This is a genomic window from Paractinoplanes aksuensis (assembly GCF_024137025.1).
GTDB classification, from domain to species: Bacteria; Actinomycetota; Actinomycetes; order Mycobacteriales; family Micromonosporaceae; genus Actinoplanes; species Actinoplanes aksuensis.
Genome location: NZ_JAMYJR010000028.1, coordinates 97547 through 110300, shown reverse-complemented (window position 1 = coordinate 110300; position 12754 = coordinate 97547). Strand labels below are relative to the sequence as shown.

The 12754-nt window shown below is 73.4% G+C and carries 8 protein-coding genes; 1 reads left to right on the top strand and 7 read right to left on the bottom strand.

The features are described from left to right. Window positions 1-67: 67 nt before the first annotated feature. The 3 genes from M1L60_RS25585 to M1L60_RS25575 are packed head-to-tail and all read right to left on the bottom strand — an operon-like array spanning window position 68 to window position 6595. Window positions 68-820 (bottom strand): class I SAM-dependent methyltransferase, encoded by a 753-nt coding sequence (locus M1L60_RS25585; protein ID WP_253240053.1) that lies wholly within the window; start codon window positions 818-820, stop codon window positions 68-70. Next, a complete protein-coding gene (locus tag M1L60_RS25580) occupies window positions 744-4913 on the bottom strand; it encodes an alpha-(1->3)-arabinofuranosyltransferase (RefSeq protein WP_253240052.1) in 4170 nt (1389 codons plus the stop codon). Before M1L60_RS25580 ends, M1L60_RS25585 begins: the two co-directional genes overlap by 77 nt. Next, on the bottom strand, window positions 4910-6595 hold the full coding sequence (locus M1L60_RS25575; RefSeq protein ID WP_253240051.1) for a substrate-binding domain-containing protein: 1686 nt from the start codon (window positions 6593-6595) through the stop codon (window positions 4910-4912). The genes M1L60_RS25580 and M1L60_RS25575 overlap by 4 nt, the downstream gene beginning before the upstream one ends. A gap of 89 nt (window positions 6596-6684) precedes the next feature. Between M1L60_RS25575 and M1L60_RS25570 the strand changes: the two genes are divergently transcribed. Beyond that, complete coding sequence (locus tag M1L60_RS25570) at window positions 6685-7866, top strand: glycosyltransferase family 4 protein (protein WP_253240050.1); 1182 nt, start codon at window positions 6685-6687, stop codon at window positions 7864-7866. Here M1L60_RS25570 and M1L60_RS25565 read toward each other — a convergent pair. From M1L60_RS25565 to M1L60_RS25550, 4 genes are all read right to left on the bottom strand, one after another. Further along, the gene (locus M1L60_RS25565; RefSeq protein WP_253240049.1) at window positions 7851-8012 is read right to left on the bottom strand and encodes a hypothetical protein; all 162 of its coding nucleotides are present in this window, start codon (window positions 8010-8012) and stop codon (window positions 7851-7853) included. The two genes, M1L60_RS25570 and M1L60_RS25565, sit on opposite strands and share 16 nt — an antisense overlap. A gap of 34 nt (window positions 8013-8046) precedes the next feature. Further along, on the bottom strand, window positions 8047-9963 hold the full coding sequence (locus M1L60_RS25560) for an MmpA family trehalose lipid delivery protein (protein ID WP_253240048.1): 1917 nt from the start codon (window positions 9961-9963) through the stop codon (window positions 8047-8049). A 139-nt stretch (window positions 9964-10102) separates the two neighbouring features. Beyond that, entirely contained in the window at window positions 10103-11974 is a 1872-nt protein-coding gene (locus tag M1L60_RS25555) for a hypothetical protein (RefSeq protein ID WP_253240047.1), read from the bottom strand. Then, window positions 11971-12729, bottom strand: a complete 759-nt coding sequence (locus tag M1L60_RS25550) for an FkbM family methyltransferase (RefSeq protein ID WP_253240046.1) — start codon at window positions 12727-12729, stop codon at window positions 11971-11973. The genes M1L60_RS25555 and M1L60_RS25550 overlap by 4 nt, the downstream gene beginning before the upstream one ends. Window positions 12730-12754: the final 25 nt, after the last annotated feature.

Genomic DNA, 12754 nt, shown 5'->3' with positions numbered 1-12754 from the left:
AAAAGACGGGGGGTTGGCGGAAGGTTACTACTCAGTAGGCCTGGAAGCGACCCCTGAGCGGCATCATTTATTCATCTGCGGCACGGCGTCGTAACACAACGGTGAAATTCCACGTCAGGGCCTCACGCAGCCCCGGCACCCGGGCCACCCAGCAGGCCCAGCCGGGGTGGTAGCGCGGCAACACATCGACGACGGTCACCTCGCCCGAGCGACGGGCGGTCCGCACCCAGCGCATGGTGCGCGCGGCGCTGATCGCGAACAGCGTCTCGCCGATGCGGTTCTTGGGCTGGCGGCCGTGGCGGCGCACGTAGCGGCGCCGGGCGCCCTCGCCGCCGAGCAGCAGGTGCCACGGCCCGGTCTCGTGGCCGCCGTGCGGCGACAACCAGGGTGTGTACGAGACGAAAACCGTGCCCCCGGGCCGGGTCACCCGCACCATCTCGGCCAGCATCGCCTCGGGGTCGGGCACGTGTTCGAGCACGTTGGACGAATAGCAGACGTCGACCGAGCCGCTCCGGATCGGCAGGGCGGTGCCGCTGCCCCGGATCATGCCGCGCACCTCGGCCCCGGACGCCGCGAAGTCGCCGACCGCCGGGTCGAGCCCGTGGTAGGTGGCGCCGGCCTTCGCGAACTCCTGGCCGAAGTACCCCGGCCCGCCGCCGACGTCGAGCACCACGGCCCCGTCGAGGTCGACGTACGACCCGAGCTGGCGCACCGAGTCGCCGGCCAGCTCGGAGTAGAACCGGTCAGGATCGCTCTGCTCCACCAGGAACGCTTGGAAGAGCGAGATCGACCGGCTCAGCGTCGCCTCGTGCACTGCCACCTGGTTCCTCCACGTCGCTCTCGGTCTTCGTTGCGGTCGGCGCGGACGGCCGTCGACTGGTCGGCGCGGCGGTGGCGGCGACCGCGCACACGGCGGCCAGCATGGCGATCTGCACGCCGGCCCCGTACGCCCATTCCTGCCCGTGCCCGAGCAGGCGCCCGCCGACCGCGACGGCCAGCCCGGTGGCGGCGCTGACGAAGGCGATCGCGGGCAGCGCGCGCGGGATCAGCTGACGCACGATCAGCGCGGCCAGCAGCAGCGCCACCCCGGCCACCCCGCCGAGCGCGATGATCAGCACCAGCAGCGGCAGGACGATCCACCCGGCCCCGCCCGGCACCCCGCAGAACATCCAGGCCGGGGGCGGCTCAATGGTCGGCATCCGCCGCTTGCGCACCGGGATCAGGGCCGTCAGCAGCACGAGCAGGATGCAGGCGGCCCCGGCGGCGAGACCGATCCGGTACGGCCGGTCCGGCGTGAACTCGAGGGCCACGGACCCGCCGGTGCCGGCCGGCACCACGAACGCCTGCTGCCAGCCGTCGACCCGGACCGCGCGCAACTTCTGCCCGTCCAGCGTGGCCGTCCAGCCCGCGTTGTAGTTCTCGTGCACCAGCAGCAGCGACTCGACGCCGTCGCCGACCTCGACCTCACGGTCGGTGGCGTTCCAGCGGGCGACTTCGACCGGCCGTGACGTCACCGCCGCGGGCTTGCCCCGGGCGAGGGTGGCCGATTCGATGACGTACGCCGCTGAAGGCACTGTGCGCAGGCGGTGCTCCCCTGCCGCGAGTTGCACCGACTCGCTCACGAAGTCGTCGCACACGGTCACCGCGAGCGCGCGTCCGGCCCGGACGTCGCCCAGCGTCCCGGCCACCGAGGTCGGGTAGGACACCCCGTCGATCTCCACACTGGGCCCGGTGCCGCAACGTGCGATCAGCGGCGCGCTGTCGGTGACCTTGGTGAGCAGACCGGCCAGGCCGGGCACCTCGACCTCGGCCACCCCGGCCGGCGCGGGCCAGCTGTTGCCCCGGGTGTCGGCGACGACCCCGCGGGTGCCGGTGATCGCGATGCTGAGCTGCTTCGTGGTGACCTTCGGGAAGCGGGCCCAGCCGTCGGCGTCCACGGGGACGACGGCGTTCCCGGTCGGAGCGGTCACCAGCACCTGGGTCGGGATGGCGGCGGCGGGAGTGGCCGGCACGACCAGCCGCACCCGGTCGATCGGGCGGGGCGTGGCCCAGGACAGCCGCAGGGTCGGGGCTTCGTCGGTCGGTTCGGCCAGCCAGGCCGTCGCCGGGTCGCCGTCGACCGCCGCGTACGCGCCGACCGTGGCGTCGCCGGTCAGCACCGACGAGGCCGAGGACGACACCTTGCCGGTCAGCGGCAGGGTGCCGCCGGGCCGGGGCCGGGCGGTCAGGCCCAGGTCGTACGTCCCGGCGGCGGCGGTCGTGAAGAACCGGTCGAGGCCGAGCGGCTCCTCGCCCGCGCGGGCCAGGAACTGGTCACAGCGGACGGTGCCGCCGGCCGGGTAGCACGCGCCCCGCTGCTGGGGCGAGCGCTCGAACGCGTACACCGCGGCCGCGCCGGCCGGGACGTCGGCCGGCGCCCGCAGGCCCCGCTGGGCGCTCAGGCCGGGCAGGCCGAGCTCGCGCAGGGCCACCCCGCCCTGGTAGCCCGGCTGCAGGGCGAGCACGGTGACCCGTACGGTCGTGGTGAGGCCGGGCAGAGTCGAAAGCTTGTGCTGTCCGGGGCCGGCCGGCACGGCCCGGTCGACCACTCCCTGGTCGGTGGTCAGCCGCACCGCCGCCACCGGGGCCGCGATCCGCAGGTCGTCGGCGAAGTCGACGGTCACCTCGGTCACCCGCTGCGGCGTCTCCAGCACCACTTCGAGCCACTGCCCGACGGCCCGCTGGTAGGCGTCGGAGCGCCACGCGGTCGAGGCGTCGCCGTCGAGCGCCGCGAACGGCAGCCCGGACGGGTCGCTGGGACCGAACGAGTCGGCGAAGCTGGCGCTGCTCGACGCGCGCACCGAGCGCACGCCCTGGTAGGCGGCGACCGTCTGGTGGCCGTCGGCGTCGAACGGCAGCAGGTCGCTGCGGACCCGGCCCTGCCGCGTCTTCTCGTCGGCGGTCAGGGTCTGGCTGACGTTGTCGCGCATCCGGCCGATGTTGAGCTCGCGCCGCCGCAGGCCGTCGGTGACGATGTGCTTTTCTGCACCCGCGACACCAAAACCGTCGCCGGCCAGCACAGCCGGCTGGGCGCCGTCGATCAGGCCCTGTTCGAGCGCCGGCAGCAGCGACTCCGGGCCGCCGCTGATCGTCGGCACGTCCTTGACCGCGGTGGCCGACACGGTCGGCACCGGACGGTCCACCTCGAAGATCTCGACGGCCGGCACCGACAGGCCGGCATCGACCGGGCTGGTGGTCGCGCCCGTCGCCCCGACCTGGGGACCGAAGGTGGCCGCCGGCTTCAGGCCGGGTGAGCCGGTGACGGCCCGGCGCACCACGGCGATGGGCGGGGCGCCCGAGGCCGAGCGGTCCAGATCGTTGCGGACGAGCAGGTAGCGGTAGCCGGCGCGGGCCAGGAAGTCGGCCAGGGCCGGGGAGCCACGCCCCTGGGCGAGCACCTGCTCGACCGTGTCCATGACCCGGATGTTGCCCTCGGAGCCGAGCGGGATCTGATGCCGGGTCGACCAGGGCGCGTCGGCCAGCGGCTGGATCGGTTCGTCGACCGTACGACCCCAGGAGTGCTGGGCGAAGCCGGAGCCGGGCACGACCAGGGTGCGGGCCTGCGCGTCCTGGTCGGCCAGCCACGTGGTGGCCTGGCTCCAGTAGCGCGGCACCTCGCTCCAGCCCGGCCCCGGGCGCAGCACGAACAGCCAGGCCGGAGCGATCGCGGCCAGCAGCAGCGCGGCCACCACCGGCGCTGCGGGCAGACGCAGGCGCAGGCGCGGCACGACCAGGGCCCGGCTCGCGGCGTACGAGAGACCGAGCACGATCGGCAGCCGGAGCACCGGCTCGAACTTGTGCACGTTGCGCAGCGGGGCCAGCGGCCCGTCGAGCAGGTCACGCATGAGCGGCGCGAACGGGCTGTCCATCGTGCCGACGTAGCCCATGGTCAGCAGGGTCAGGCCGGTCAGCGCGCCCAGCACCAGGAAGCGCCGCTCGGGCAGGCCGCGCAGGGTCAGGCCGAGCAGCCCGACCGCGGCCACCACGGCGGTGGCGGCCATCAGCACCGGCCGGTCGACCAGCATCCAGCCCGCCGGCCACCACGGCTCGCCCTGGACGATGTAGCCGCTCCACTGGTTCGTGCCGCGGACGGCCTGGAACAGCGACGTGATCGCGGTGGTGGTCGCGGACGACTCGATGTAGTCGAGGAACGGCAGGCTGTACTGGCCGAACAGGAACAGCGGGATGATCCACCACAGGCTGGCCAGCGTGACGAAGAGCGTCCACCAACTGAGCAGCGCCAGCAGTTCCCGGTTCCAGCGCCGGGTCAGCAGATAGACGCCCGGCAGCACCAGGGCCATCACCACGGCGGCGGCGTTGATGCCGCCCATGAACACCACGGCCAGCGCGGAGAGCGCGGCGGCGCGGCGGGCCGACCCGATCCGGCGTACGGAAACCAGCGGCAACAGCACCCACGGGAGCACGACGACCGGCAGCATCTCGGACGACAACGGCCCGATCTCGGTCAGCATCCGCGGGGCCAGCGCGTAGGCCAGGGCGCCGAGGATGCGCCCGCGGTCGGAGCCGATGCGCAGGGCCCGGGCCAGCAGCAGCACACCGAAGTAGGCGGCGCAGAACAGCACCGCGCACCAGACGCGCTGGGTGATCCAGGGCGGCACGCCGAGCAGGTCGCCGGCCGCGAAGAACGGCCCCATCGGGAACAGGTAGCCGTACGCCTGTTGCTGCAGTTCGCCCGAGGTGGCCCACGGGTTCCACAGGTGCAGCGAACGGGCCATGAAGCCGATCGGGTTCTCGGCCAGGTCGAGCTTGGTGTCGAACGTGGTGCGGCCCGGGCGTTGCAGGAACGCGAGCACGATCAGCAGCAGGGCCCCGGCCCCGACGGCCAGGCGCCGCCGGACGGCGACGGCGCTCACCGGCGGCACTTCGGCGGCAGGCAGCTGAACTCGGCCAGCGCGGTGAAGAAGATCTGGCGGATGCCCGACGGCTCCTTGGTCAGCGCGACCTGGCCGCCGGTGGCCCCGGCGATCTGCTGCAGCTCGTCCGGGTCGATCTCGGGGCCGACCCCGATGAACAGGATCGGCACCGGGCGCTTGCGGTCGACCAGCTTGCCCAGCTCGCGCAGCAGCACCTCGCGCTTGATGCCGCGTTTGTTGTCGTCGCGCCCGTCGGTGAGGATCAGGACCATGTTGATCCGGCCCGGGGTCCAGTTGCGGGTGGCGTCCCGGTACGCGGCGAGGGTCGTGTCGTAGAGCCCGGTGCCGCCGTTCGGCTTGACCCGCATCTCGCCCAGCCGCTCGATGATCTGCGCACGGCGCGAGCCGACCGGGCCGACCGGCACCATCTCGCGGTAGTCGCGGCCGCCCTCGAGGTTGGTCGAGAACTCCCAGATGCCGATCTCGGTCGTGCCCAGCAACAGTTTCGCCCCGCCCTGGGCCGCCTCGACGGTGGCCGACAGCCGGGTCGCGCTGGAGCCGGGGACCTGCGCCGCCATCGAGCCGGAGATGTCGAAGACGGCCAGCATGCGCGCGCTGATGTGGACCCCTCCCCAGGCGTTGAGCAGTTCGGTCGCCGCGCTGTCGGCGGGCAGCCGGGCCGGCGGGTAGACCACCTTACGGATCCGGGTGGCGGCCGTGATGCCGGCCGGCGCCTGCCCGTCCGGGGTCCGCAGCCCGGCGCCGGTCATGGTCTGCGCGCCGTCGGTGGTGAGCAGGGCCCGCAGGTACGCCGTGGCGCCCGGCTGCTCGCCCGAGCCGAGCACCGCGTACGGGTAGTCGGGGCCGGGCAGCGCCGACGGCGGATACAGCGCGACCTGCCCGGTGGCGCCGAGCACGGCCTGCTCGGTGCTGATCGTCGCGCCCGGCCCGGCCGGGGCGGGAACGCTCTCGCCGCTGACCGGCACGGTGTTCGGGGCCAGGCGGCGCATGATGGCGGCCGCGCCCGCCGCCGGGTCGGCCGGCTGGAGTTTGGCGGCCAGGCCGCGGATGCCGACCAGCGTGGCGAAACCGAGCGGGCTGGTCGCCGGGTCGGGCAGGGCGACCGGCGCCGCGGGTGCGGCCGCGCCGATCAGCTTGGTCCAGCTCAGGTTGCCGCTGCGGCTGAGCCGGCTGGCCGAGGCGCTGGTCAGGGCCAGCACGACGGGGGTGGTGGCGACCGAGACGCCCTCGGCCGGCACTTGGAACGCGCCGGCCGCGCGGGCCCGCCGTAGCCACAAAGTCGACTCGGGCAGCCAGACGTCGGGCGCAGGCGACACGGCCGGTTCCGAGGACGGCGGCGCTGACGCCGGCGCGGGCGTGCTCCGGGCCAGATCGCGGAGCACGTCGGCCGATTCGCGGGCCTCGACGACGACGGTCTGGCAGGTCTCGCGGGTCGCGAGCCGCTCGGCGACGGTCCGGGCCGCGGTGGCGATGCTCGGCGCGACGGCGACCCGCGTCGTGATCCGTTCGGCGCAGCCGGGGTCGCTGCGGGTGCGGTCGAGATAGGTGACCGCGCTCCAGCCGCCGAGCACGGCGACGAGGGCGACGCTCAGCAGGGCGACCGGCCAGAACTCGGGCCGGGCGCGCAGACTCCCCTCGGCCACCGGTCTCCCCTCCTTCATCGATGAACCATTGCGGTTCGTCGGCAGGCTGCCCTAATGTGACGCGATCGTGAATCGTACTCGCCAGTAGGGGTGTGAACGAGTAGACCATGACCGATGTCTTCGGCACCCACGTACTGTTCCTGAACTGGAGGGACACCGCCCACCCGGAGGGGGGCGGATCGGAGGTCTTCCTCGAGCGGGTGGCCGCCGAAATGGTGTCCCGGGGCTTCCGCGCGACCCTCGTCTGTCAGGCCTACGGCATCGCACCGGCCGAGGAGACGAACCCGGACGGACTCCGGATCGTCCGCCGCGGCGGCCGGCACACCGTATACCTCTTCGCCGCGTTGATCTACCTGGCCGGGGTATTCGGAATCGGACCACTGTCGCGGGGGCGGCTCGGCCGTCCGGACGTGATCGTCGACGTCGGCAACGGCATCCCGTTCCTGAGCAAGCTCTACGCCCGGCGGCCGGTGATCACGCTGGTCCACCACGTGCACCGGGAGCAGTGGCCGGTGCTGTTCGGGCCGCGGATGGCCCGGATCGGCTGGTGGATCGAGTCGTGGCTGGCCGTGCGGGTCTACCGCCGGTGCCGCTACGTCACGGTCTCGGACTCGACCCGGGGCGAGCTCGCGACGCTGGGCGTCGACCCGGCCCGGATCACCGTCATCCACAACGGAACGACCGCCGTGACCGGTCCGGCGGTGCCCCGCACGCCGCACCCCAGCCTGATCGTTCTCGGACGTCTAGTTCCGCACAAGCGGGTCGAGCTGGCCATGCGGGCGACCGCGCTGCTGGCCACCGAGATGCCCGACGTCGAGCTGGTGGTGGCCGGTCAGGGCTGGTGGGACGAGCCGCTGCGGCAGCTGGCGGCCGACCTCGACATCGAGAAGCACGTGCGGTTCGCCGGGTACGTCACCGAACAGGACAAGCACGAGCTGCTCTGCGGGTCGTGGCTGATGCTGCAGCCCTCGATCAAGGAGGGCTGGGGGCTGACCATCGTGGAGGCGGGCGCCCGGGGCACGCCGTCGGTGGCGTTCCGCTCCGCGGGCGGCGTGGTCGACGCGATGGCCGACGGGGAGTCGGGGGTGCTCGTCGAGGACGAGTTCGAGTTCTTCCGGTCGATCCGCGACCTGCTGCTCGACGCCGAGCGCCGGACGGTCATGGGATGCGCGGCCGCGTCGTACTCCCGCCGGTTCACCTGGGCGATGGCTGGTGAGGCCTTCGCCCAGGTGGTCGCCGGACACCTTCCCGCGGCGCAGCCGGGGAAGTCGAATCAGCGAGTGCCGTAGACGCTCGTCGAAGCATCGACGATCTCGGTCGTCTGGGCGACATGATCGGCGGACGGGTTGACCGCGCCCATCATGGCGATGATGCCCACGGCGCCGAGGACACCCCCAGCGACCAGGGCTACAACAATTGTTGCCAGCTTGGCCATGCTTACTCCCTTCCCCGGTACGAGTTGGCGGACATTACCACGGAGTAGCCTTCACCCGCAGCAGGGTGAGGGCATAGAAGATCACGAGTACGGCGGCGAGGCCGTGAGCGGTCAGAGCCATCAACCGCCGGTCGGCGCCGGCGGTGGCCGCGGGCGGTGCCGCCGGGTTCTCCCAGAGCTGCAAGCCGGGGCCCGCGTAGGCGAGCCGCAGTCCGGTCAGGACGTCCGCCGGGGGCTCGTTCCCGCTGCCCAGGCGCACCAGCACCCAGCGGAAGCCGAGCTCGGCCGAGGGTTTTCCGGCCGCCAGATGTTCGCCGACCATGGCGGCGCGAGGGCTCTCGCCGTCGACGGTCACGGCGCCGACCCGCAGCGCGTCGTTGATCAGCACCGGGGCGTCCAGGTAGCGAGGGGCGGGGTCGCGCACGACCACGCCGTCGGTCCACCGGTAACGCTGATAGCCCTCGAACGGCAGCGACAGCACCTCGCCCGGCCGGGCGTCGACCTGTTTCGCGACCGCGTTCCAATCCGCCGGGTACGACACCGGTCGCAGCGCGCCGAGGGCGCCGAACGCGAGGTCGGGCAGCAGGGCGACCGGCAGCAGCGCGGCCCCGATCAGCAGCATCCGGCCCGCGGGGGCCTCGAAGCGGCGGGCCAGCGCCCCGGCCAGCCGTCCCGCTCCGGCCGCAAAAGCCAGGGCCAGGACCAGCGCGTACGGGATGAGGAACTTCTGCCCGTCGCGCAGTAGTCCCCCGCCCGGGACGTTTCCGACTATCCATTCCAGCAGCGGCTCACCGGGGCCGGCGCCCGCCGCGGCCAGCAGGAAACCGCCCGCGGCCAGGATCAGCAGGCGGTCGCCGAGGGCGCGGCGCAGAGCGGACAGGCCGGCGGCGGCGATCGCGAGGACCAGCAGGGTCGCCAGCGGGGTCAGCACCGAGGCCCGGCTCTCCGGGACGGTCTGGGCGTTCCAGATGCCGCCGGTGCCGGCCAGCGACCACCACGCCCCGGCCCAGTTCTCGGCCCGGGCGGCGAACGCGGGCACACCCTCCGGATCGGAGACTCCACCGGCCGGCCCGGTCAGCGCGGCGACCAGCCACGGCGCGTTGAGCCCGACGACCGAGGCAACGGCGATGGCCGTCATGCGCGAGCGCAATGGCAGCAGCACCAGAACGGCGGCCAGCGCGATCAGGCCACCGGTGGGCGTGACGGCAGCCGGGGCGGCCGCCAGGACCAGCCGAGCCAGCGCGCCCCGGCCCGGCCGACCGACGTATCCGGCCTCGGCGTTGCGGGTGCCGGCTTCGGCGTTGTCGGCGTCGGCCGTGCGGGCGTGAGCGTTGCGGGCGCCGGCTTCGGGGTTGGGGGCATCAGCTTTGCGGTCGTCGGCGTCGCGGGTGATGGCATTAGGCGGGACGGCGACACCGGACGCGCGGTCCCGGCCACCGGCGCGCAGGTCGCGGGCGGCCAGGACCAGCCAGGGCAGGGTCGCGTAGGTGAGCAGCAGGGCCCACTGGCCGAGCAGCAGGCGCTCGGCCAGGAAAGGAGTCCACGCGTAGGCCAGGGCCGCGACCACCCGGGGGCCGAGGCGCTCGGCCGGCATCAGGCGGGCGGCGCCCAGCGCGGCCAGGTAGACGACTGCCACCAGGGCGATCCGCTGTAGCAGCCAGCCGGGGACGGCCAGGTTGGCCACCGAGACCAGCGCGTCGAGCGGCACCGCGCGCGGCAGCGAGTCCGCGGGCGCGAGCATCTCCCAGTTCAGCGGCTGCCGCGGCACGAACACCATGTCGTAGCGCAACACGTAGCCCGGCCGCACGAGAGGCGCCAGCACAACTGCGGTGACCAGGGCGGCGACACCGTGCAAAGCCATCGTCGGCCCGGCGAAGGCACCGCCTGCCGCCTTCACCCGACCAGCGGCGCCACGCAGCGCTCTCCCCCGGCCGGCGGCCCGCGCATTCATTCGGCCCGCGTCTTCATCCGGCCGGCTGGAGCGCGCGCGACCCGGCCGGCCGCGACCAGCGTGATCCCCCCGGCCGCGGCCGGCGTTCTCATCCGGCCGGCTGAGACGCGAGTGGCCCGGCCGGCTGCGGTCGGCGCTTTCATCCGGCCGGTTGGGGCACGAGGGGCCCGATCTCGATCTCGTCCGTGCAGATGTTGGCGGCCGGGTCGTCGGCTTTCAGGGTCACCTTGTCGCCGCCGGCCAGCATCAGGATGAACATGGCGTTGAGGCCGCGGCGGACCGCGAACGAGCGGGCCGGGCGGTCGCCCGACTGCACCGTCGCCGTAGTGTCCTTGTCGCTGAGGTAGCCGATTCGCAGCACCTGCCAGTAGTCGACCACGGCCGATTCGAGGGGGATCGTCACCGTACGCCCGCGGGTGACCTGGTAGCCGCAGCCCTTGACCGGGCCGGGCTCGGCCCTGACCCCGTCGACCCAGGCCGGGCGGACGTGGCCCGACTGGTCAAAAATGGACAGCCGCTGGGCCTCGGTGACGAACGTCGGTCCGTTCTCGACGGGGCCGAAGAACCGGGATTGCATGTTCCACGGGCTCGACATGCTCGGCACCACCTCTTCGGGCACCGGCTGGTCCATGAAGACCGTGCCCGCTCCGGCCACGGCCAGGTCGGCCTGTGCGGTCCGCAGGTAGTCGCGGCCGGCCTTCCCGGACCAGTCGCTCGAGAAGTCGACGCTGCTCCAGGCGCTGCTGGCGACGAAGAGGGCCGCCGCCGCGACTGTGGCGACCGAGAGGCGGGACGCGGTGATCGCGCCCGGCCGGCGGGGCGCGGTGGTTGCGCTGGGAGAGGCGGCCGGTGGGTTCGCCGCGTCGGCCGTGTCGTCCAGTTTGCGCAGGCCGCAGATTGCGATGCCGACGCAGAGGGCCGCGACCGGCATGACGTCGCCCAGGTAGCGCGGCACCAGGCCGGCCACCCCGCTCAGGGCCGAGCCGAGCCGGGTCGCGGCGATCAGGCCGCCGGCCAGCAGGGCGAAGATCAGCAGCAGGGTCCAGGCCCGCACGGCCACCCACCGTCGCCACCAGATCGTGCCCGTGACCAGCGCGGCGAGCAGGATCCAGGAGATCCACCGGGCCGCGTCGGTCGGGGCCACCACCGCGGTGCCGTCGCCGGCCGCCAGCCAGCTCCACGGGCCGCCGATCAGGCCGGGGGCCAGGGTCTCGCCGAAGTACTGGCCGAAGAACGTGCCGACCTCGCCCGCCGACGACGGCTCGCGCACCGTGGACGCGGTCGACCGGGCCAGGTAGGCGCCGAGGTAGACGAGCACGATCACGGTCAGCAGGGCCCAGGCCGGCCACCAGCGCCGGACCGTGGTGACCACCGCGCGCACCGGGCCGCCGGGCGCGTACAGGCAGAGCGCGACCAGGAAGACGAGCGGGACCGCGAACAGCACCTTCTCGAAGAACAGCAGGCCGACCAGCACCGCCGCGGCCAGCGAGATCAGGTGGTGGCGGTCGCCCGTACGCAAGTATTTGACCATCGCTCCGACGGCCATGATCATCGCGAACTGCATCGGCAGCAGGTTGACCCCGACCGCCCACCAGGCCGTGATCTCGAGGGTCAGCGGGTTGAAGACCAGCAGGCAGAGCGGCAGCAGCAACGCCCACCCGGCCGGCAGCATCAGCTTCAGCAACCGGTAGAACGCCACCCCGACGGCGGCCTGGGCCAGCAGCATGAGCACGAGCAGCGGGGTGTAGTCGTACCCGGCGAAGCGCTCGACGATCAGGCTGGTGATCCGGCCCAGCGGCATGAAGTGGTTGTTGTAGAGCCCGAAGAGATGCTCGAGGTCCCACCCGTACGCGTCGGCCTGGGACACGATCGGGAAGTCGTCGATGGCCAGGAAGCCCCGCCGCGCGACCACGGCCCGCCAGAGCACACTGAGCAGGATGAGCACGCCGGCGACCGCGTCGACCGGATCGATCCGGGCCGTCCGGACCGCGGGCGCCGTCGCCGCGCTCACGACCGCCGCTCCGGCCGGAACAGGACCATGTTGACGTAGCGCGGGTGCGGCCAGACGACCCGCCGGGCGAAGCTCTGCTCGACCCGGGCCAGGGCCGCGCGCTGGTGGCCGATCAGATCGAACTCGGACAACGGGATCCAGCGGCCGGACGGCATCACGTACGGCTGGTAGCCCCACCCGCCGAGCAGCTCGAGCACCGGCTCGACGGGCTGGATCCGCTCCTCGAGCTCGACGATCAGCAGCGGCCGGTCGCGGCGCAGCGTCTGCTCGGCCCCGCGCAGGGCGGGCATCTCGTGCCCCTCGACGTCGATCTTCAGGAACCGGACGTCGGTCAGCCCCAGCGCGTCGAGCGTGATCCGCTCGACCGTGACCGCGCGGCCGGTCGCCTGCTCCAGCGACGAGGTGCCGGTGCCGGGCCCGCCCGAGGGCAGGTAGAGCTCGGCCGTGCCGGCGTGGTCGGACGCCACCGCCTCGACCACGCGCACGTCCGGGAACGCGCCGGACACGCACCGGGCCAGTTCGGCCGTCGGCTCGATCGCGACGACCCGGTCGGCGATCGCGCGCAGGCCGCGCGTCCACGGCCCGTACCAGGCGCCGACATCGACGGCGGTGCCGCCTCTCGGGGCGTAGGAGGCGAGCCGGGCGAGTTCGGGCTCGACCCGGGGATAGGCGAAACGAACCGCCGCCGCGACGGCGTTCGGCGGGAGGGCCGCGGCGATGCGCGAGCTCAGTCGGGTGGTCAGCGTGCCGGCCATGGTGACGAACCATAGTGCCTAGATC